Below are 20,936 nucleotides of genomic sequence, written 5' to 3'. Positions count from 1 at the left end.
CGACGGCGAACTGTTCCGGCCGAGGCGCGCCCGGCCCCGCTCACAGCCAGCCGCGGCGCTTGAACAGCAGGTAGAGCGCGCCGCAGACGGCCAGCATCAGAGCCACCGCGAACAGGTAGCCGAACCGCCAGCCCAACTCCGGCATGTGGCTGAAGTTCATCCCGTAGACGGTGCCGATCAGGGTGGGCGCGAACAGGATCGCCGCCCACGCGGAGACCCGTTTGATCTCCTCGTTCTGCTCGAAGCTCGCCGCGGTCAGGCTGCGCATCTCCTCGTTCTGCGCCTGCGACACCAGTGTGGCGTTGACGGTGAGGATGTTCTGGAGCAGGTGCCGGAACCCGTCCACCCGCTCCACCACCTGCGTGAGGTGGTCGGCCACGTCGCGCAGCCGGCGGCGCAGTTCCTCGTCCGTGCCGTAGCTGTCGAAGCCGTGGGTGAGCGCGTCGACCACCTTCAGCAGCGGCCGGGCGGCCCGCTGGAACTGGATCACCTCGCGGCTCAGCTCGTAGATGCGGCGGCTGGCGTTCGGGTCGCCGCCGAACACCTCGGTCTCGATCTCGTCGATGTCGTTCTCCAGCCCGGCGACCACCGGCGCGTAGCCGTCCACCACCCGGTCGAGCACGGCGTAGAGCACGGCTTCCGGGCCGAGCGCGAGCACCTCGGGTTCGGCCTCCAGCCGCCGCCGTACCCCGGCCAGGTCGGGCGTGCCCCCGTGCCGCACCGTGATCACGAAACCGGGGCCGAGGAACAGGTGCAGCTCGGCGAACTCGACCGCGTCCCGCTCGTCCAGGTAGCGGGCGGCGCGCAGCACCACGAACAGGGTGTCGCCGTACCGTTCCAGCTTGGGGCGCTGGTGGGCGTTGATCGCGTCCTCGACGGCCAGGTCGGGGAGCTGGAACTCGGCGGCGAGCGTGGCGATCTGCTCGCGGCCCGGCCGGCGCAACCCGATCCAGGCCATCGCGTCGTCGAGCTGTTGCAGGCAGCGGAACGTGTCGGCGAGGCTCATCGGCGACGCCCGGCGTATCCCGTCGACGTAGACGCCGCTGTCGACCAGCCCGTCGGGTAGCTCCGGCTCGGTCGCGCCGGCGTCGATGGCGTGCTCGTCCAGGCGCCGGCCGAACCCCTCCGAGGACCGGTTGTCCGCCATGCCCCTCCCCCGCTGCTCGGCCGGGTCGCCGAGTCCCCCACCGGCGCTCGCGCAAACGTCAGGGGCGGTAGCGGTAGCCCATCCCGGGCTCGGTGATCAGGTGCCGGGGCCGGGCCGGGTCGTCCTCCAGCTTGCGCCGCAACTGGGCCATGTACTGCCGCAGGTAGTTCGTCTCGTGGTGGTACTCCGGTCCCCACACGTCGTGCAGCAACTGGCGCTGGCTGACCAGCTTGCCCGGGTTGCGCAGCAGCTTCTCCAGCATGGCCCACTGGGTGGGGGTGAGCTTGACCTCGACGCCGTCGTCCCGGGTGACGGTCCGGTCGGCCAGGTCGACGGTGTTGCGGCCGATCCGCAGCGCGGGCACGGCGGGCGAGGCCGGGGCGAGCCGCCGGGTCACCGCCCGGATGCGGGCGAGCAGTTCGTCGACCCCGAACGGCTTGGTCACGTAGTCGTCGGCGCCCGCGTCGAGGGCGGCCACCTTGTCCTCGCTGCCGGCCCGCCCGGAGAGCACGATGATCGGCACGGCGGTCCAGCCGCGCAGCCCCCGGATGACGTCGGTGCCGTCCAGGTCGGGCAGGCCGAGGTCGAGCACCACCAGGTCCGGCGGGTGACCGGCGGCGGCCCTGAGCGCCGCGGCGCCGCTGTCGGCCACCTCCACGTCGTAGCCCCGGGCCCGCAGGTTGATCCGCAGCGCGCGCAGGATCTGCGGCTCGTCGTCGACGACCAGGATCCGGGTCATTCCTGCGGCACCTCCGGCAGGGCGGCCGGCAGCCGCAGCACCATGGTGAGACCGCCACCGGGCGTGGTCTCCGGGGTGATGCTGCCACCCATCGCCTCGGCCAGTCCCCGGGACAGCGCGAGCCCGAGGCCCACCCCGGTCTGGTTGTCCCGGTCGCCGAGGCGCTGGAACGGCAGGAAGACGTGCTCCCACTGGTCCTCCGGGATACCCGGGCCGGTGTCGATCACCCGCAGCTCGACCTGCCCGGCGTGCGCGCTGCCGGTGATCGCCGGCGGGTGTCCGGGCGGGCTGTGCCGCAGCGCGTTCGCCACGATGTTGACCAGCACCCGCTCCAGCAGGCCCGGGTCGGCCAGCGCCGCCGGCAGGTCGGCCGGGATGTCGGTGGTCACCTCGGCCGCCGCCGGGCCCAGTTCGTCGAGGGCCAGGGGTACGGCGTCCTCCAGCCCGATCGCGGTGGCGCTCACGCCCAGCGCCCCGGCCTGCAACCGGCTCATGTCGAGCAGGTTCGCCACCAGCCGGCCCAGCCGGTCCAGCGACTCGTCGGCGGTGGCGAGCAGTTCCTCCCGGTCGTCCGCGTCGAACTCGACGTCGGGACTGCGCAGGCTGCTCACCGCCGCCTTGGCCGACGCCAGCGGCGTACGCAGGTCGTGGCTGACCGCCGCGAGCAGCGCGGTCCGCATCCGGTCGGCGGCGGCCAGCGGGCGGGCGGTGGCGGCCTCCTCGGCCAGCCGTTCCTGACGCAGCGCGACGGCGGCCTGCGCGGCGAACGCCTCGACCACCCGCCGGTCGGCCGCCTCCAGCCGCCGGCCGGCGAGCACCACGCTGAGCCGGTCGTCGACCGGCACCACCGTCTCGCCCGCGCTCGGACTGCCCGGCGGCCGCTCGCCGACGCTCGCCACCACCCGCCAGGCGTCCGCCTCCCGGGCGCGCGCGGGGCGTCCGCCCGCCTCGTCGGCCAGCTCCAGCACGCTCACCGCGCGCAGCCCGAACGTCTCCCGCAGCCGGTCCAGCAGCGCGGGCAGCGGGCGCTCGCCGCGCAGCACGCTGCCCGCGACGGTGGCCAGGGTCTGCGCGTCGGCGGAGGCCCGGGCCGCCTCCCGGGTACGGCGGGCCGCCACGTCGACCACCCAGCTCACCGCGATGGCGACGCCGACGAACACGCCCAGGGCGAGCAGGTTGTCCGCCTCGGCGATGGTCAGCGTCCGGTACGGCGGGGTGAAGAACCAGTTGAGCAGCAGCGAGCCGCCGAGCGCGGCGACCAGCGCGGGCCACAGCCCGCCGACCAGTGCCACGCCCACCACACCGGCGAGGAACAGCAGGATGTCGTTGGTGAGGGTGAGGTCGGGCAGCGTCCGCAGCACGAGCGTGAGCAGCGGCATGCCGAGCACCGCGAGCGCGTACCCGATCAGCCGTCGCCGACGGGACAGCGCGGCGGGCACCGACGTGCCCCGGCGCCCGCGCCCTGCCTCGGGGTGGGTGACCAGGTGCACGTCGATCGGGCCGGACAGCGCGGTGGTGGTCACCCCGACGCCGCGGGCGAACACCTGCGCGAACCGGCCCCGGCGGCTCGCCCCGAGCACGAGCTGGGTGGCGTTGACGCCCCGGGCGAAGTCCAGCAGCGCCGCCGGGATGTCGGTGCCGAGCACCTGGTGGTACGTGCCGCCGAGGCTCTCCACCAGCACCCGCTGCCGGGCGAGCTGGGCCGGGTCTGCGCCGGCCAGCCCGTCGCTGCGGGCCACGTGCACGGCGAGCAGGTCGGCGCCCTTGCTGCGGGCGGCTATCCGGGCGGCCCGGCGGATCAGCGTCCCGCCCTCCGGCCCGCCGGTGAGCGCGACGACGACCCGTTCCCGCGCCTCCCAGGTGTCGGAGATGCCCTGCTGGGCCCGGTACGCGTCGAGCTGCTCGTCGACCTTGTCGGCCAGCCACAGCAGCGCCAGTTCGCGCAGCGCGGTGAGATTGCCGACCCGGAAGTAGTTGCCCAGCGCGGCGTCGATCCTGTCGGGCCGGTAGATGTTGCCGTGCGCCATCCGGCGGCGCAGCGCCTCCGGCGTCATGTCCACCAGCTCGACCTGCTCGGCGGCCCGGACCACCTGGTCCGGCACGGTCTCCCGCTGGGTGGTGCCGGTGATCTGCGCGACCACGTCGTTGAGCGACTCCAGGTGCTGCACGTTGACGGTGGAGAGCACGCTGATCCCGGCGTCGAGCAGCTCCTGCACGTCCTGCCAGCGCTTGTCGTGGCGGGAGCCGGGCACGTTGGTGTGGGCCAGCTCGTCCACCACGACCACCTCGGGCCGCCGCTCCAGCACCGCGTCCAGGTCCATCTCGGTGAACTCGGCGCCCCGGTAGGTCATCGACCGGCGCGGCACCACCTCCAGGTCGCCGATCATCTCGGCGGTGTGCCGGCGGCCGTGCGTCTCGACCAGGCCGACCACCACGTCGGTGCCGCGTTCGGCCCGGCGCTGGGCCTCCTCCAGCATCGCGTACGTCTTGCCGACGCCCGGGGCGGCCCCGAGGTAGATCCGCAGTTCACCCCTGCCCACAGCGTCCATCCTCCCTGACCGGCCGGGAGCGGCCCCGGGTCTTCCCCGGGGCCGCTCCGGTCGCTGTCGCGTCAGCGCGCCGGGAACGCCTCGTCCAGCGCGAGGTTGAGTTCCAGCACGTTCACCCCGGGCTCGCCCATGAAGCCCAGCGCCCGGCCGGTGGTGTGCTCGGCGACCAGCCGCCGCACCGCCGCCGGGTCCGCGCCGCGCTCCCGCGCCACCCGGGCCACCTGGATCTCCGCGTACGCCGGGGAGATGTGCGGGTCGAGGCCGCTGCCACCGGCGGTGACCGCGTCGGCCGGTACGGCGGGGCGCGCCGGGGCGTCCCCGCGTACCGGGGTGACGATGCCGCCCTCGGCCACGTAGTCGTGGCCGGGCCGGGCCGCCTCCACCGGCACGCCCTGCCAGGTGGCGACGAACGGCGTCGCGGGCGCGGCCTGGTTGACGCTCACCACGCGGGTGATCCGGCCGGTGAGGCCGTCGGCGCGGAACACGGCCAGCACCGCGCCCACCCCGTCCGGCGTGCAGTACGGGCGTCGCCCGTCCACGCCGTCCAGTTCGCCGACCGCCTTGCTGCGCGCGCAGACCTGGGTGAGCAGGCTCTGCGCCGAGGTCTCCTCGTCGCCGCTGAGCGTGTCCACCACGCTCTCCGGGCCGAGGTTGCTCGCCGCGGTGGCGGTCGGGTCGTAGCCGTCCCCGGCGGCCGACGGGCGGGACTGGAAGTAGCGCGGGACGGGGTTGCCGTCCGCGTCGGTGAACGACTGGCCGATCAGCGAGCTGCCGACGGTCCGGCCGCCGACGGTGAGCAGTGACCCGCCCGCCCTGCCGTCGAGGCCGGGCGTCCGGCCCACGGCGACCAGGGCGAGCGGGTAGACCAGGCCGAGCAGCACGGTGAAGACGAGCACCGCGCGCAGGGCGGCCAGGTGCTGGGAGAGCCAACTGGGAAGGCGCATCACGAGATCCCCGGAACGAACTGGACGAGCAGGTCGATGAGCTTGATGCCGACGAACGGCACCACGATGCCGCCGAGGCCGTAGAGCCACAGGTTGCGGCGCAGCAGCGTCGAGGCGCTGGCCGGGCGGTAGCGCACGCCGCGCAGGGCCAGCGGGATCAACGCCACGATGACGATCGCGTTGAAGACGACGGCGGAGAGGATCGCCGACTCCGGGCCGGCCAGGCGCATGATGTTGAGCCGGTCCAGCGACGGGTAGATGCCGGCGAACATGGCCGGGATGATCGCGAAGTACTTCGCGATGTCGTTGGCGATGCTGAACGTCGTCAGCGCGCCCCGGGTGATCAGCAACTGCTTGCCGATCTCCACGATCTCGATCAGCTTGGTCGGGTCGGAGTCGAGGTCGACCATGTTGCCGGCCTCCTTCGCGGCCGACGTGCCGGTGTTCATGGCGACGCCGACGTCCGCCTGGGCCAGCGCGGGCGCGTCGTTGGTGCCGTCGCCGGTCATGGCGACGAGCCGGCCGCCCTGCTGCTCCTTCTTGATCAGTGCGAGCTTGTCCTCCGGCGTGGCCTCGGCGAGGAAGTCGTCCACGCCCGCCTCGTCGGCGATCGCCTTCGCGGTACGCGGGTTGTCACCGGTGATCATCACGGTCCGGATGCCCATCCGGCGCATCTCGTCGAAGCGCTCCCGCATCCCGGCCTTGACCACGTCCTTGAGGTGGATGACGCCGAGCGCCCGGGCCGGTTCACCGGCCACGTGCTCGGCCACCACGAGCGGCGTGCCGCCGGTGCCGCTGATCGCGTCGACCAGTTCACCGACCTGCTCGGTCGGGTGGCCGCCGTTCTCGCGTACCCACTTCATCACCGCGGCGGCGGCGCCCTTGCGGACGTGCCTGATCTCGCCGTCGGCGTCGAGGTCGACGCCGCTCATCCGGGTCTGCGCGGTGAACGGCACGAACGTGGCGTGCGGGATGAGGCCGGGCTCGCGCTCGCGCAGCCCGAACTCGTTCTTGGCGAGCACCACCACCGAGCGGCCCTCGGGGGTCTCGTCGGCCAGGCTGGACAATTGCGCCGCGTCGGCGAGCGTGGCCGCGTCCACGCCGGTCACCGGCAGGAACTCGGCGGCCTGCCGGTTGCCGAGCGTGATCGTGCCGGTCTTGTCCAGCAGCAGCGTGTCGACGTCGCCCGCCGCCTCGACCGCCCGGCCGCTCATCGCCAGCACGTTGCGCTGCACGAGCCGGTCCATGCCGGCGATGCCGATCGCGGACAGCAGCGCGCCGATGGTGGTCGGGATGAGGCAGACCAGCAGCGACACCAGGACGACGCCGGTGACGCCGGAGTCGGTGATCGCCGCCGTGTCCGGCGCGGCGGCCTGGTAGCCCTTCGCGAAGATCGCCATGGGCTGGAGCGTGACGACGGCGAGCAGGAAAATGATCGTCAGCGCGGCCAGCAGGATGTTGAGCGCGATCTCGTTCGGCGTCTTCTGCCGGTTGGCGCCCTCGACCAGCGCGATCATCCGGTCGATGAAGCTCTCGCCCGGCTTCTGCGTGATCCGGACGACGATCCGGTCGGAGAGCACCCGGGTGCCGCCGGTGACCGCGCTGCGGTCGCCGCCGGACTCCCGGATCACGGGCGCGGACTCGCCGGTGATCGCCGACTCGTCGACGCTGGCGATGCCCTCGACCACGTCGCCGTCGCCGGGGATGACCTGCCCGGCCTCGACCAGGACGACGTCGCCCTGCCGCAGGTGCGGGGCGGGCACCGCCTCGTCCCGGTACGCGTTCGCGGCGGCACCGGGCGTCCAGCCGACCAGGCGGGTCGCGACGGTGTCCTGTTTGGCCCGGCGCAGCGTGTCGGCCTGCGCCTTGCCGCGCCCCTCGGCGACCGCCTCGGCCAGGTTCGCGAAGATCACGGTGAGCCAGAGCCAGACGGTGATCGCGATCGCGAAGACCGACGGATCGGCCACCGCGAGCGCCGTGGTGAAGAGCGCGCCGATCTCCACGATCAGCATCACCGGATTGCGCCACAGCGTGCGCGGGTCGAGCTTGCGCAGCGCGTCCGGCAGCGACGCGAGCAACTGCTTCGGGTCGAGGAGTCCGCCGCCGACCCGGTCGCCCCGGGTGGCTCGGTCGCCGGTGACCGCTGCGTCGGGAGCCGGCGCGGCGGCGGTCTGAACAGGCGCGGTCATGTCCTTGTCTCTCATGGTGGTCACAGCCCTTCGGCCAGCGGGCCGAGCGCGAGTGCGGGAAGGAAGGTGAGCGCGACGAGGACCACTGTGACGCCGACGACCATGCCGACGAACAGCGGCCGGTGGGTCGGCAGGGTGCCCTCGGAGGCGGGTGTGGGCTGCTGGCGGGCCAGCGAGCCGGCCAGCGCGAGCACGAAGATGATCGGCAGGAACCGGCCGAGCAGCATGCAGAGCCCGAGCGCGGTGTTCCACCACGGCGTGTTCACGGTGATGCCGGCGAACGCGGAACCGTTGTTGTTGCTGGCCGAGGTGAACGCGTAGAGCACTTCGGACAGCCCGTGCGGCCCGGCGTTGAGCGCTGTCGAGGCGTTGCCGGTGGCGAACGCGGCGGCGGTGCCGGCGAGCACCAGCGCCGGGGTGATCAGGAAGTACATCGAGGCGAACTTGATCTCGCGCGCGCCGATCTTCTTGCCCAGGTACTCCGGGGTGCGCCCGACCATCAGGCCGGCCACGAACACCGTGATCACCGCGAGGATCAGCAGCCCGTACAGGCCGGCGCCGACGCCGCCGGGGGCGACCTCGCCGAGCATCATGTCGCCCAGCGTCATCATGCCGCCCAGCGCGGTGTACGAGTCGTGGAACGAGTTGACCGCGCCGGTCGAGGTGAGCGTGGTGGCCGCCGCGAACGTGGCCGAGTTCGACACGTCGAAGCGCACCTCCTTGCCCTCCAGCGCCGCGCCGACCGCCTGCGGCACCGTGCCGTCGCCGGTCAGTTCGAAGACGTTGGTGAGGGTGATGCCGGCGAGCGCCAGGATCGCCATCACGGCGACGATCGCGTAGCCCTGCCGCTTCTGCCCCACCATCCGGCCGAAGACCCGGGGCAGGCTGAACGGGATCGACAGGATCAGGAAGATCTCCAGCCAGTTCGTCCACGCGGTCGGGTTCTCGAACGGGTGGGCGCTGTTGACGTTGTAGAAGCCGCCGCCGTTGGTACCGAGCTCCTTGATCACCTCCTGGCTCGCCACCGGCCCGCCGGTGACGGTCTGGGTGCCTCCGGTCAGCGTGGTCACGTCGGTCCCGCCGGACAGGTTCTGCACCACGCCGCCGAGCATCAGCACGAGCGCGCCGAGCACCGCGATCGGCAGCAGGATCCGCAGCGTGACCCGGGTCAGATCGATCCAGAAGTTGCCCAGCTCGCCGGTGCGGCTGCGGGCGAAGCCCCGGACCAGCGCCACCGCCACGGCGATGCCGACGGCGGCCGAGACGAAGTTCTGCACCGCCAGGCCGGCCATCTGCACCAGGTGGCCCATCGTCGACTCACCCGAGTACCACTGCCAGTTCGTGTTGGTCACGAACGACACAGCGGTGTTCCAGGCGCCGTGCGGCACCACCGGGTCGAATCCCAGCGACAGCCACAGGTGGTTCTGCAGGCGCTGGAACGCGTACAGGAACAGCAGGGAGACGGCCGAGAAGGCCAGCACCGAGCGGGCGTACACGCCCCAGGTCTGCTCGGCGGCCGGGTCGACCCCGACCAGGCGGTAGATCCCCCGCTCGACCCGAGACGACCGGGTTCCGGCGACCACGCGGTGCATGTGATCGCCGAACGGCCGGTGCACGGCGACGAGCGCCGCCACCAGCGACAGGACGAAGAGCACTCCCGCTGTCGTCATGCTCATCAGAAGCGCTCCGGGAACAGCAGGGCGGCGACCAGGAACACGCCCAGGCCGAGCGCCAGCACCAGGCCGACGGCGTTGACGGCGCTCACAGCTTCTCCACGCCCCTCACCACGAGGGCGAGAGCCGCGAACAGCCCCACCGTCAGCAACACGAACAGCACGTCAGACACGGCTGATCTCTCCTAGCGGAAGATGTCCTCGCGACCGCCTCCCGGCCGCGCCGGGCAATCACAACGCCGTATCCGCCGGACGGACAGGGTTCTTGACGCGACCATCACGCGGGGCCGCGGTTTCTTGACGCGCTTTTCACGCCGCCTCCGTGGCCGGTGATCCGGGTCACCGGACGGGCCTCGGCGCCGATCGACCGGAGATGCCGGAACCCGGTGGCGAGCACCGCGGCGAACCCGATCGGCGCGGCCCGGTACCAGGCGGCGCCCGCCCCGGCCGCTCGCCGGGTGCGGATCAGCGAGCGGCGGCGCGGGAGACGAGGGCCTCGGCCACCTCGCGCAGCTTGCGGTTGGAGTCCTGGGAGAGCTTGGCGAGCAGGCTGAACGCCTCGTCGGCCGAGCAGCGCCGCTGCCCCATGATGATGCCCTTCGCCTGCTCGATCACGGCCCGGCTGCGCATCGCCTCCTGCATCTGCCGGGCGAGCGTGGAGGCGCTGTCGTAGAGGTGCGCGTTGGCGAGCGCCACCGCCGCATACGCGGCGAACTCCTCCGCCAGCTCGATCGACGCCTTGTCGAAGGCGTGAGTGGAGGTGCCGTAGAGGTTCAGCGCCCCGGTGACCGCCTCCTGGATCGGCAACGCGATCGACAGCGAACTCGCCACGCCCGCCGTGTGGGCCTCGGCCGCCCACTCCGGCCAGCGCGGTTCGTCGGACAGGTCGGGCAGGGACACGCTCGTCGCGCTGACCGACGCGTCGAGGCAGGGGCCGTCGTCGTGCTCGTACTGCCACTCGTCGAGGCTGCGCGCCAGGTCGCTGGTGTAGGCGATGGCCCGGTTCGCGCCCGCCTGCACCAGGGAGACGGACACGTGCACGCTGCCCGGGACGGCCCGGTTGGCCAGCTCGGCGACGCGTGCCAGGACGTCGTCGAGCGCCACCTCGTCGAGCCGGATCCGGCTCAGCTCCGCGAGGGCGTCGGCGGGGTCCATGCGGGCGGATTCCATCCTCGTGTCCTGTCCTGGCGGGGTCATCGGCGCCTGTCGTTCCGCTGACCGTACCCGGCACGGGCGGGTCCGAACGCATCCCACGCTGCGACGTCCACCCGGTCGGCGTATGTTGGGTACGGGTCAAGACATGCGCCCTCCTGCTCACGGCGAGTCCGCCGGGAGCTTCCTCGGACGTTGAGGCGGGAGGTGCCATGTCGGACGAACGGCCGGTCTTCGGCTGTCATCACGTTCACACGGCGTCCGGGTCACTCCGACCCGACGAACCGATCATGTGGCTGAGCTGCGACACAGGCGCGGACATGACCCGGATCTCGGTGGCCGGCGAGGTGGACCTCAGCAACGCGCACCTGCTGACCGAACTCGTGGAGACCGCCGTCGCGGCTTCCGCCCCGCTCGTGGTGATCGACCTGTCGGAGGTCGGCTTCTTCGGGGCGTACGGCACCAGTGCGCTGGTGCTGGCGCAGCGGAGCCTCACCGAGCACGGGCGGCGGCTGATCCTGCACCGGCCCTCTCCGGTGGTCCGGCGCGTCCTCGGCGTCACCGGCACGCTCACCGCCTTCGAGGTCGTCGATCGCCCCGCGCTACCGGCCGCCGACGACGGGTCGGCACGTCCCGTCGTATCCACCCGCTCCGGGTCGTAGAGTTGTCCGGGTAGTCGACGTCCCGTCCGGGACGTCACGAACGAGCGTCAAGAAGCGGCGCCGGTCCCGATCCATGCCGGAATCGGGACGCTGGTCCGTCACCACGGGCCGCCCCGCCACCAGCCGTCGCGCCCCACCCGGGCCGGCGGCGTCGCTTCGCACAAGGACGTCAGCTCATGCCGCAGGCCCACCCCGACCTCGCCGCAGCCCTGATCAGACTCGGCCGGATCAAGTACGACGAGGTCGACCTCGACGTGGTGCTGTCGACCATCGCCCAGGTCGCCAAGGACACCCTGCCCGGGACCGCCGAGGTCTCGGTCACCCTGGTGCAGGGCACGCAGGCGCACACCGCCGCCTACACCGGCGAGCTGGCGCTGACGCTCGACGAGTGGCAGTACGCGCAGGGCCGCGGCCCGTGCCTGGACGCCGCCACCACCGGCACCGCCATGCTGGTGCCGGACATGGCGGCGGAGAGCCGCTGGCCGGAGTGGGCGGCCCGGGCGCACGAGGCGGGGGCCGCCAGTTCGCTGTCGATCGGCCTGCCCATCCAGGAGGCGGTGGTCGGCGCGCTGAACATCTACGGTGCCGCACCAGGTGTCCTGGACCGGCAGGTCGAGCTGGCACAGACGCTGGCCGGGTACGCCGCCATCGCGCTCGCGAACGTCCACCTCTACGAGAGCACGGCGACGCTGGCGCAGCAGATGCAGGAGGCGATGCAGAGCCGGGCCGTGATCGAGCAGGCGAAGGGCATCATCATGGGGCAGCGGCGCTGCTCGGCCGACGAGGCGTTCGCCATCCTGGCCCGGGTGTCGCAGGACTCCAACCGCAAGCTGCGCGAGGTCGCCGAGTCACTCGTCGATCGCGCGGTGCACGGGCCCCGTGACTGAGCGTGCGGTCAGCGCGGCATCTCGCGCCAGCCGGAGCCGCTCGCGCGCCACGCCCCGGCCAGGATCGTCGCCGAGCCGCGGCTCGGGCACTGCTGAATCTTCGACCGGCCGCTCGCCCCGCCGATCTGCGCCTGCACCTGCCACTGGCTTCCGTCGGTACGGATGTATACGTCGCGCCGTCCGCGAGGGTTGCTGACGCCGTTCCACCAGTGTTCCTCGACCACCATGCGGTGACCGTACCCCAGGAGACCCGGACCGGCCCAGACCGGAATTCCGTTGCTCCGCGTCACCGGGCGGCGGCACCCTCCACGGATGACCTCACCGGACCTGCCGCGCCAGTTCACCATTCGCGAGGGTGGCATGCGCATCCTCAACCCGATCGACGACGTCAAGCTGGCCACGCTGGGCCGGGCGATCCGATTGCGCCCCGGCGACGAGCTGCTCGATCTGTGCAGCGGCAAGGGGGAAATGCTCTGCACCTGGGCCCGCGACCACGGGATCACCGGCACCGGGGTCGACCTGAGCACCGTCTTCACCGCCGCCGCCCGGGAACGCGCCGCCGAACTGGGCGTGACCGACCGGGTACGCTTCGTGCACGGCGACGCCGCGGCGTACACCCCGGATCGGCCGGTCGACGTGGCCGCCTGCGTCGGTGCGACCTGGATCGGCGGCGGGGTGCCCGGGACGCTGGAACTGCTCGACCGGGCGTTGCGGCCGGGCGGCCTGGCGCTCGTCGGCGAGCCCTACTGGCGGCGTGACCCGCCGGACGACGAGGCGGTCACCGGCTCGCACGCCCGGTCCCGCGACGAGTTCAAGGATCTGCCCGGCCTGGTCGGGTCGTTCGGCGACTGCGGCTGGGATCTGGTCGAGATGGTCCTCGCCGACCAGGACAGCTGGGACCGGTACGCGGCCGCGCACTGGCTGAACCTGCGCCGCTGGCTCGACGCCAACCCGGACGACGAACTGGCCCCGGAGCTGCGCCGGGAACTGACCGAGGATCCGGTGCGGTACGTCCGCTTCCAGCGCGAGTACCTGGGCTGGGGTGTCTTCGCGCTGCTACGGCGCTGACCTGCTTAGCGGGCGGCTACGCAGGGTAAAGCCAGATCATGGGACAGTTGCGCACCTCGCCGCCGCCGCCACAGGCCACCGAGCTGGAGCAGTGGGTGCTGGACAGTCCCGAGGATCTGCGCGGGCTGCGCGCCTCGCTCCGGGACGCGCTGAACCGGCACGGGCTGGTGCAGGGCGAGGATCTGGACGAGGTGCCGCACCTGGTCGTGCTCGTCGCCACCGAGCTGGCCAGCAACGCGCTGCGGCACGGCCGCCCGCCCACGATCATCACGCTGCTCACCACCGACGACCGGTTCCTGCTCGACGTGGCCGACCACGACGTGAGCACGGTGCCGGAGCTGACCGACATCAGCCCCATGGACTCGGGCGGCCGTGGTCTGTTCCTGGCCCAGTCGGTCTCACTCGACGTCGGCTGGTACGCCACCGAGAAGACCAAGAACATCTGGGCGTCGTTCTCCCGCTGAGCCGGCCCGGCGGCCGGGCGGCCTCAGCGGTCCCCGGCCGGGATCGGGTCGTCGTACTGGCCGGGCGGCCCGGCCAGCGGTTCGCCGCTCACGATCGGCCACGGGTTCGGCGTGCAGCCGTGCAGGCCGAGCGTCTGCTGCACCATCACCGGCGCCGGACCGCCGGCGCGGGGGCAGCGCTCGTGGCCGCGGCCCAGCCGGTGGCCGACCTCGTGGTTGAGCAGGTACTGCCGGTAGCGGGAGAGATCGCCGACGTGCGGCACCCCGTACACCCAGCGGGCCACGTTGATCACGACCCGGTCGCCGTTGCGGCAGGACGTGTAGCGGTCGCTCGGGTCGTCGCACAGCCGCCCCCGCGTCACCGGCGTGGTGAGCAGCACGGCGAAGTCGGCCCGGTCGTCGCGGCCCACCCGTTGCAGCCGCCGCCGGCCGTCGCCGGTCCAGCCGCGCCGGTCGGCGAGGGTGGCGGCGACGTCCCGGGCGAAGCGTTCCACGTCCACGTTGCGGATGCCATCCTCGACCGCGACCTGGTAGCGCAGCAGCTCACCGGCGCTACCGGCGACCGCGCCGACCGTGTCGGCGGTCCGGAAGGTACCGGCGCCCCGGGCCGGGTAGCCGATGCCGGGGGCCACCCGGCCGGCCGCCGGGACCGCTGTCGGCGCGGCAGTCGGCGTGGGGCGGACGCCCGGTGCGGGCGCGCTCGGTGCGGCCGCCGGCACGGTCCGCCGGACCTCGATGCGGTCCAGCAGGTCCGGGTGCCGCGCGGCGTACCCGCCTGCGGCCAGCGCGGCCCCGACCAGGACCACTGCCAGGAACCGCCCTGATCGCGACCTGCGCCGTCGCCGGTGCAGCCCCCGGTCATGCCCGCCCACGTCGATCTCCGTCCGTCGCGCCGCCCCGCTCCGGGCAGGAGTACGGACGCCGGGCCCGGACGGTTGAACGGGCGGGCCGGGTACCGTCGGTGCCGGGGTGGGCGACCTGCCGCCTGTCGGAGTCCAGGGAGAGCCACCCGTGTCACCAGCCGAGCGACTGCTCGACGCCGCCGTCGCGACCGCGCGCGGCACAGACGTACGCGCTGCCGAGCGAGCCCTCGACGGGCTCGTCGTGGCCGACGGCGCGGCGGTGGACGCGGCGCTGCTCGCCCGGCTGACCCGCGACGTGGGCCGGCTCTGGCCGCGTGGCTGGCAGCCCGCCGACCTGGACCGGCTCGCCACCCGGCGGCTCACCCCGCGCGGCGCCCGGCTGCTGCGTGACGTCATGGCCGCGCAGCGGCGCACGCTGCCCGCGCCGGTCCCGGCCTGGTTCGACGAACAGCTCACCGACACCGGCGCCCGCTGGGACGACGACACGGGCTGGCTGGACCGGCGCGCCGACGGCGACCGGATCACCGCGCTGCGGGACGCGGTCGACGCGGTCGTCCTGGTGGCGGGGCTGCCGCCGGTCGCGGCGCTCCGCCCGCCACCCGGCTCGGCCGGTACCGCGCTCGCCGCCGCGACACCGAGCGGCTCCCGGATGCTCGACCGGGTACGCGCGCTGCTCGCCAAGGCCGAGTCGACCGGCTACCCGGCCGAGGCGGAGGCGTTCACCGCGAAGGCGCAGGAGCTGATGGCCCGGCACAGCATCGACGCGGCGCTGCTCGACGCCGGGGCCGAGCGGTCCGGCGGCCCGGGCGGCGTGCGGATCGGCGTCGACGCCCCGTACGCGGCCGCGAAGGCGCTGCTGATCCAGGAGGTGGCGGCGGCGAACCGGTGCGAGTCGGTGTGGTCCGACGACCTGGGCTTCGCCACGGTGCTCGGCTTCCCGGCCGACCTGGCCGCGGTCGAGCTGTTGCACACCTCGCTGCTCGTGCAGGCCACCGCCGCGATGCTGCGCGGCCGGGGTGAGCGCGGCCGGGCCGGCGGGCGGCGCACGAAGGGCTACGACGAGTCGTTCCTCAACGCGTTCGCGCTGCGCATCGGCGACCGGCTGCGGGAGGCGAGCGCGGCGGCGGCCGAGGAGCTCGACGACGACCGGCTGCTGCCGGTGCTCGCGGCCCGCTCGGACGCCGTCCGGGAACGCGTCGACCAGCTCTTTCCCGGGACCACCCGGCACCGGCTCCAGGTGCGCGACGAGCAGGGCTGGGTCTCCGGCACCAGCGCGGCCGACCGGGCCTCGCTCGACCCGGGCCGCCCGGCGCGCCGTCCGCTTCGCGGGGGCCGCTGAACTTTCCCCGGAGGATGATGTCGGATCGGGCGGACCGGCTCCGACCCGTCTGCGAGGCGCCACCGCCGGTGGCCCGCACCCGAGGAGTGCACCGTGAAGTACATGCTGCTGATCTGGAACCGGCCCGGCTTCGTGGAGGAGCTGTCCGAGGCGGAGCGCACCGCGATCTTCGGTGAGGTCGACGAGATCATGAAGGAGCTGACCGAGTCCGGCGAGCTGGTCGGCGGCGAGGCGCTCGCCCACCCGTCGCAGACCCGTACGGCCCGTCCGGCGGCGGGCGGCGTCGAGGTCACCGACGGGCCGTTCATGGAGAGCAAGGAGCAGTTCGCCGGTTACCTGACCGTCGACTGCGAGACCCCGGAGCGGGCCGCCGAGATCGCCGCGCGCTGGCCGGACGTACGGCACGGTTTCGGCGTGCTGGAGGTGCGCGCGGTGATGGAGCAGGCCGGGACGGAGATGTGACAGCACCTGTGGTCGAGGACCTGCTGCGTACGCTCGCGCCGCAGGTCCTCGGCGTGCTCGTCCGCCGCCACGGCCAGTTCTACGCCTGCGAGGACGCCGTGCAGGAGGCGCTGCTCGCCGCCGCCGTGCAGTGGCCGGAGCAGGGACCGCCGGACCATCCCCGCGCCTGGCTGGTCACCGTCGCCACGCGCCGGCTCACCGACGAGTGGCGCAGCGAGCACGCCCGCCGGGAACGGGAGGTGGCGGTGGCGGTCCGGCAGCCCGCGTACGCGGCGGTCGCACCGCCCGCCGACGAGGAGCCGCCCGACGCTGACGACACGTTGAAGCTGCTGTTCCTCTGCTGTCATCCGGCGTTGCCGGTGAGCGGGCAGGTGGCGCTCACGCTGCGTGCCGTGGGCGGGTTGAGCACGGCCGAGATCGCCCGCGCGTACCTGGTGCCGGAGGCGACGATGAGCCAGCGGATCCGCCGGGCGAAGCAGCGGATCGAGGCGTCCGGCGCGCGTTTCACGCTGCCGTCGCCGGCCGACCGGGACGAGCGGCTGGGCGCGGTGCTGCGCGTGCTCTACCTGATCTTCAACGAGGGCTACACCGCGTCCAGCGGCGAGGCGCTGCACCGGGCCGAGCTGACCGGGGAGGCGATCCGGCTGACCCGGGAGCTGCGCCGGCTGCTCCCGGACGACGGCGAGGTGGCCGGGTTGCTGGCGCTGATGCTGCTCACCGACGCGCACCGGGCCGCCCGTACCGGGCCGGACGGCGAGCTGGTGCCGCTGGCCGAGCAGGACCGCGGGCGGTGGGACCGGGACGCCGTCGCCGAGGGGGTGGGTCTGGTGACCGAGGCGCTCACCTGGTCGGCGCCGGGGCCGTACCAGGTGCAGGCCGCGATCGCCGCGGTGCACGCGGAGGCGCCCACCGCCGAGGACACCGACTGGCGGCAGATCGTCGCGCTCTACCGGGTGCTGGCGCGGGTCGCGCCGAACCCGATGGTCACGCTCAACCAGGCCGTCGCGGTGGCCATGGTGGACGGCCCGCGCGCCGGGCTGGCGCTGCTGGCCACGCTCGACACCGACGACCGGACCGCGGGACACCACCGGCTCGCCGCCGTCCGCGCGCACCTGCTCGACATGGCCGGTGACCGTACGGCGGCCCGGGCCGCGTACCTGGCCGCCGCGCGGGCCACCACGAGCCTGCCGGAGCGGCGTTATCTGGAGGTACGCGCCGCGCGCCTGGCCGGTGACCGGCCGCGCTGACCCGCGCCCGGACAGCACTCCGGGCCGGCCCGTGGGCCGACCCGGTGGGTGTGTGTGCGTCGCGTACTCAGCTCTTGAAGGCGTCCTTGATCTTCTCGCCGGCCTGCTTGAGCTTGGCGCCGGCCTGGTCGTTGCGACCCTCGGCCTCGAGGCGCTCGTTGTCGGTCGCCCGGCCGATGCCCTCCTTGACCTTGCCCGCGGTGTCCTGCGACGTGTTGTCGATCTTGTCGTCCAGACCCATGATGACCTCCACTGATGCGGTTGCCTGACGACAACTGGTTACCCCGGAGGCCGTCCGCTCAACCCCCTCACCCGATCGGGCGGAAGCGCCGCAGCCGGAGGCTGTTGCCCACCACGAAGACCGACGAGAACGCCATCGCCGCCCCGGCGAGCATCGGGTTGAGCAGCCCGGCCGCCGCCAGCGGCAGCGCCGCGACGTTGTAGGCGAACGCCCAGAACAGGTTGCCCTTGATGATCGCCAGCGTCCGCCGGGAGAGCCGGATGGCGTCCGCCGCGACCATCAGGTCGCCCCGGACCAGCGTCAGGTCGGCGGCCTCGATGGCCGCGTCGGTGCCGGTGCCCATGGCCAGCCCGAGGTCGGCCCGGGCCAGCGCGGCGGCGTCGTTCACCCCGTCGCCGACCATGGCGACCACCCGGCCCTCGCGCTGGAGCCGCTCGACCACGTCGACCTTGTCGGCGGGCAGCACCTCCGCGATCACCTCGTCGATGCCGACCTCGGCCGCCACCGCCTTCGCCACAGTGGTGTTGTCGCCGGTGAGCAGCACCGGCTTCAGGCCCAGCTCCCGCAGCCGGGCGACCGCCGCCCGGCTGGTCGGCTTCACCGCGTCGGCCACCGCGAGCACACCGCGGGCCCGCCCGTCCCATCCGGCCAGGATCGCCGTCCGCCCGGCGGCCTCCGCGCCGGTCGCGGCCCGCACGACCTCCTCGGGTACGTCGAGACCCCGCTCCCGCAGCAGCCGGGCCCGGCCCACCACCACGGTCCGGCCGTCGACGGTGCCGGTCACGCCCAGCCCTTCGGCGTTGGCGAACTCGCCGACCGGCGGCAGCGCCCCGGCCTCGGCTGCGGTTTCGGCGACGGCCCGCGCGATCGGGTGCTCGGAGGCGGCCTCCAGCGCGCCGGCCACCCGGAGCAGTTCGGCGGCGTCCTCACCGTCGGCGGGCAGCACCTCGGCCAGCGCCATCCGGCCGGTGGTGACGGTGCCGGTCTTGTCCAGCACCACGGTGTCGACCCGGCGGGTGGACTCCAGCACCTCCGGTCCCTTGATCAGCACACCGAGCTGCGCGCCGCGCCCGGTGCCGACGAGCAGCGCGGTCGGCGTGGCCAGGCCGAGCGCGCACGGGCAGGCGATGATCAGTACGGCCACCGCGGCGGTGAACGCGGCGGTCGGCCCGGAGCCGGTGCCGAGCCACCAGCCGAGCGTGCCGGCGGCCAGCGCGATCACGATCGGCACGAAGACGCCGGAGATCCGGTCGGCGAGCCGCTGCACCGCCGCCTTCCCGGTCTGCGCCTGCTCCACCAGCCGGGCCATCTGGGCGAGCTGGGTGTCGCCACCGACCCGGGTGGCACGGACCACCAACCGGCCGCCGGCGTTCACCGTCGCGCCGACCACGGCGTCACCCGGTCCCACCTCGACCGGCACGGACTCGCCGGTGAGCATGCTGGCGTCGACCGCCGACGTGCCCTCCTCGACCACGCCGTCGGTGGCGACCTTCTCGCCGGGCCGGACCACGAACCGGTCGCCGACCGCGAGCCGGCCGACCGGGATCCGGGTCTCCTGCCCGTCGCGCAGCACCGCCACGTCCTTGGCGCCGAGTTCGAGCAGGGCGCGCAGCGCCGACCCGGCGGTGCGCTTGGAGCGGGCCTCGAAGTACCGCCCGGCCAGGATGAACACGGTCACCCCGGCGGCGGCCTCCAGGTAGATGTTGCCGGCGCCGTCGCCGCGGGTGATGTCGAAGCTGAACGCGTGCGTCATCCCGGGCATGCCGGCGTCGCCGAGGAACAGGGCCCAGAGCGACCAGCCGAACGCGGCCAGCGTGCCGAGCGAGACGAGCGTGTCCATGGTCGCGGCGCCGTGCCGCAGGTTGACCAGCGCGGCGCGGTGGAACGGCAGCCCGCCCCAGACCACCACCGGGGCGGCCAGCGTGAGCGAGGCCCACTGCCAGTAGTCGAACTGCCAGGCCGGAACCATGGCGAGCACGATCACCGGCAGGGTCAGCACGGCGGAGACCCAGAGCCGGGTACGCGCGGTGCGCAGTTCGTCCACCGGCTCCCCGGCCGGGGCCGTCTCCGCCTGCTCGGGCGGCGGCGGCACCACTGCGGTGTAGCCGGTCTTCTCGACTGTGGCGATCAGGTCGGCCGGCGCGATGTCGTCGGCGTACCGGACGGTGGCCTTCTCGGTGGCGTAGTTGACGGTCGCCTCGACGCCGTCCATCCGGTTGAGCTTCTTCTCGATCCGGGCGGCGCAGGACGCGCAGGTCATCCCGCCGATCGCCAGTTCGATCAGGTTCGGCGCGGTGGGCAGCGCCTTTCCCGTGGCAGTCATCGCGGCACCTCCGGCGCTCAACTGTGCCCGTGCCCCGGGGTGCCGTGTCCGGCGTCCGGGGTCGGTGCGGTGGTGGTTGCCGGCGCGGCGGGCACCGGCGCGGTCCGGTCGCCGGCCAGGACGGTGAACTCGGCGGTTCGCACCGCGTCGCCGTGCCGGAAGTCCAGGTAGAGACGGTACGCCCCGGCCGAGGGCACCTCGGCCGCGAACGTGATCGCCGGACCGGCCGGTGTGCGCCCGTCGCCGGGCGTGCCCTCCGGGTGCACGTGCAGGTACGCCAGGTCGCCCTGCCGCAGCGCCACCAGGTGCCCGTACGCGCCGAGGTAGGGCTGAAGGTCGGTGACCGGCTGCCCGTCGCGGCTGACGGAGAGTGTGAGCCGGCTGGTGCGGCCCGGTTCCGGCGTGCCGGTCAGGGTGACCGTGTAGCCGTCGACTGTGGTGCTGGTCACCGGCGCCGGCAGCGGCCGGGCGGTCAGCTCGCCGGGGACCGTGACGTCCAGGCCGAGGGTCAGCGGCTCGCCGCCTTCCGGGGTGAAGTCGGCGAAGGCCCGCCAGACGCCGGGGCCGTGCAGCGGCGAGGCGACCCGCCAGGTGCCGTCGCCGGTCATCTCGGGATGGACGTGCCGGAACCCGGACAGGTCACGGCGGGCGACGATCAGGTGCATGCGCTTGTCGTGGGCCACCTCGAAGCGGGTGACCGGCGCGCCGTCCGGGCCGGTGATCCGGAAGGCGAACTGCCCGGCCGGGGCGGCGGCGGGCTGGAACGTGTAGCCGCGTTCGGAGACGAGCAGCCCGCCGGGCAGGTGCGCGGAGGCGCCCTCGTCACCGTGGCCGGTGTCGCCGGCCCCGTGATTGCTGTCGCTGTCGTCGTGGCGGGTCTCGGCGGCCGGGGCGACGGGATCGGCCAGGTTGCCGATCCCGTACGCCGCGCCGAACACCGCCACGAGGCCGAGGGCGAAGCCGCTGAGCTTCGTCGCCGTGTTCATGG

At 73.6% G+C, this 20,936-nt stretch carries 20 protein-coding genes; 7 read left to right on the top strand and 13 right to left on the bottom strand.

Annotated elements, in window-relative coordinates:
- Positions 1–40 precede the first annotated feature (40 nt).
- The 8 genes from V6U82_RS06020 to V6U82_RS05985 all read right to left on the bottom strand — a co-directional run bounded on the left by V6U82_RS06020 (position 41) and on the right by V6U82_RS05985 (position 10,410).
- Positions 41–1,147, bottom strand: coding sequence for a magnesium and cobalt transport protein CorA (locus V6U82_RS06020; RefSeq protein ID WP_334459733.1), 1,107 nt, complete (start codon positions 1,145–1,147; stop codon positions 41–43).
- A 58-nt stretch (positions 1,148–1,205) separates the two neighbouring features.
- Positions 1,206–1,886, bottom strand: coding sequence for a response regulator (locus tag V6U82_RS06015; RefSeq protein ID WP_128138511.1), 681 nt, complete (start codon positions 1,884–1,886; stop codon positions 1,206–1,208).
- A complete protein-coding gene (locus tag V6U82_RS06010; protein WP_334459731.1) occupies positions 1,883–4,426 on the bottom strand; it encodes a sensor histidine kinase in 2,544 nt (847 codons plus the stop codon). The genes V6U82_RS06015 and V6U82_RS06010 overlap by 4 nt, the downstream gene beginning before the upstream one ends.
- A 71-nt stretch (positions 4,427–4,497) precedes the next feature.
- The gene (locus V6U82_RS06005) at positions 4,498–5,379 is read right to left on the bottom strand and encodes a potassium-transporting ATPase subunit C (RefSeq protein WP_334459729.1); all 882 of its coding nucleotides are present in this window, start codon (positions 5,377–5,379) and stop codon (positions 4,498–4,500) included.
- Positions 5,379–7,568 carry a potassium-transporting ATPase subunit KdpB gene (gene kdpB / locus V6U82_RS06000; RefSeq protein WP_334459728.1) on the bottom strand — a complete coding sequence of 730 codons (2,190 nt, stop codon included), beginning with the start codon at positions 7,566–7,568 and terminating at the stop codon, positions 5,379–5,381. Before kdpB ends, V6U82_RS06005 begins: the two co-directional genes overlap by 1 nt.
- Positions 7,569–7,588: 20 nt before the next feature.
- A complete protein-coding gene (kdpA, locus tag V6U82_RS05995) occupies positions 7,589–9,244 on the bottom strand; it encodes a potassium-transporting ATPase subunit KdpA (RefSeq protein ID WP_334459726.1) in 1,656 nt (551 codons plus the stop codon).
- Complete coding sequence (gene kdpF, locus V6U82_RS05990) at positions 9,244–9,333, bottom strand: K(+)-transporting ATPase subunit F (protein WP_128137645.1); 90 nt, start codon at positions 9,331–9,333, stop codon at positions 9,244–9,246. The genes kdpA and kdpF overlap by 1 nt, the downstream gene beginning before the upstream one ends.
- Before the next feature lie 372 nt (positions 9,334–9,705).
- A complete protein-coding gene (locus V6U82_RS05985) occupies positions 9,706–10,410 on the bottom strand; it encodes a GAF and ANTAR domain-containing protein (RefSeq protein WP_128137646.1) in 705 nt (234 codons plus the stop codon).
- 302 nt (positions 10,411–10,712) lie between these two features.
- On the opposite strand from V6U82_RS05985, the gene V6U82_RS05980 reads away from it, so the two are divergent.
- Complete coding sequence (locus V6U82_RS05980; RefSeq protein ID WP_334459724.1) at positions 10,713–11,054, top strand: STAS domain-containing protein; 342 nt, start codon at positions 10,713–10,715, stop codon at positions 11,052–11,054.
- Between the two features lie 176 nt (positions 11,055–11,230).
- Complete coding sequence (locus tag V6U82_RS05975) at positions 11,231–11,941, top strand: GAF and ANTAR domain-containing protein (RefSeq protein WP_128137648.1); 711 nt, start codon at positions 11,231–11,233, stop codon at positions 11,939–11,941.
- A gap of 8 nt (positions 11,942–11,949) precedes the next feature.
- Here V6U82_RS05975 and V6U82_RS05970 read toward each other — a convergent pair whose 3' ends face one another.
- The gene (locus V6U82_RS05970) at positions 11,950–12,168 is read right to left on the bottom strand and encodes a hypothetical protein (protein ID WP_120574013.1); all 219 of its coding nucleotides are present in this window, start codon (positions 12,166–12,168) and stop codon (positions 11,950–11,952) included.
- 85 nt (positions 12,169–12,253) lie between these two features.
- Here V6U82_RS05970 and V6U82_RS05965 point away from each other — a divergent pair, with 85 nt between their 5' ends.
- Complete coding sequence (locus V6U82_RS05965; RefSeq protein WP_334459722.1) at positions 12,254–13,009, top strand: SAM-dependent methyltransferase; 756 nt, start codon at positions 12,254–12,256, stop codon at positions 13,007–13,009.
- Positions 13,010–13,047: 38 nt separating this feature from the next.
- Positions 13,048–13,473 (top strand): ATP-binding protein, encoded by a 426-nt coding sequence (locus tag V6U82_RS05960; RefSeq protein WP_128137650.1) that lies wholly within the window; start codon positions 13,048–13,050, stop codon positions 13,471–13,473.
- 23 nt (positions 13,474–13,496) lie between these two features.
- Here the strand turns inward: V6U82_RS05960 and V6U82_RS05955 are convergent, their stop codons facing one another.
- On the bottom strand, positions 13,497–14,345 hold the full coding sequence (locus V6U82_RS05955) for a DUF3152 domain-containing protein (protein ID WP_334459721.1): 849 nt from the start codon (positions 14,343–14,345) through the stop codon (positions 13,497–13,499).
- 139 nt (positions 14,346–14,484) lie between these two features.
- On the opposite strand from V6U82_RS05955, the gene V6U82_RS05950 reads away from it, so the two are divergent.
- From V6U82_RS05950 to V6U82_RS05940, 3 genes are all read left to right on the top strand, one after another.
- A complete protein-coding gene (locus tag V6U82_RS05950) occupies positions 14,485–15,675 on the top strand; it encodes a DUF2786 domain-containing protein (protein WP_334459720.1) in 1,191 nt (396 codons plus the stop codon).
- A gap of 102 nt (positions 15,676–15,777) precedes the next feature.
- A complete protein-coding gene (locus V6U82_RS05945) occupies positions 15,778–16,137 on the top strand; it encodes a YciI family protein (RefSeq protein WP_258545409.1) in 360 nt (119 codons plus the stop codon).
- Positions 16,134–17,384 (top strand): RNA polymerase sigma factor, encoded by a 1,251-nt coding sequence (locus tag V6U82_RS05940; protein ID WP_334459719.1) that lies wholly within the window; start codon positions 16,134–16,136, stop codon positions 17,382–17,384. The genes V6U82_RS05945 and V6U82_RS05940 overlap by 4 nt, the downstream gene beginning before the upstream one ends.
- Before the next feature lie 67 nt (positions 17,385–17,451).
- On the opposite strand, the gene V6U82_RS05935 is transcribed toward V6U82_RS05940, so the two are convergent.
- The 3 genes from V6U82_RS05935 to V6U82_RS05925 form a co-directional block, all read right to left on the bottom strand.
- Complete coding sequence (locus V6U82_RS05935) at positions 17,452–17,625, bottom strand: CsbD family protein (RefSeq protein ID WP_091416163.1); 174 nt, start codon at positions 17,623–17,625, stop codon at positions 17,452–17,454.
- Positions 17,626–17,692: 67 nt separating this feature from the next.
- Positions 17,693–19,948 (bottom strand): heavy metal translocating P-type ATPase, encoded by a 2,256-nt coding sequence (locus V6U82_RS05930; RefSeq protein ID WP_334459718.1) that lies wholly within the window; start codon positions 19,946–19,948, stop codon positions 17,693–17,695.
- 17 nt (positions 19,949–19,965) lie between these two features.
- Positions 19,966–20,934 (bottom strand): hypothetical protein, encoded by a 969-nt coding sequence (locus V6U82_RS05925; RefSeq protein WP_334459716.1) that lies wholly within the window; start codon positions 20,932–20,934, stop codon positions 19,966–19,968.
- Positions 20,935–20,936 lie beyond the last annotated feature (2 nt).

Origin of the sequence: Micromonospora sp. CPCC 205554 (genome assembly GCF_036902745.1) — a bacterium.
Taxonomy (GTDB): Bacteria; Actinomycetota; Actinomycetes; order Mycobacteriales; family Micromonosporaceae; genus Micromonospora; species Micromonospora tulbaghiae.
The sequence above is the reverse complement of the archived record's forward strand: the minus strand, read 5'-3'. Positions and strand labels throughout refer to the sequence as shown.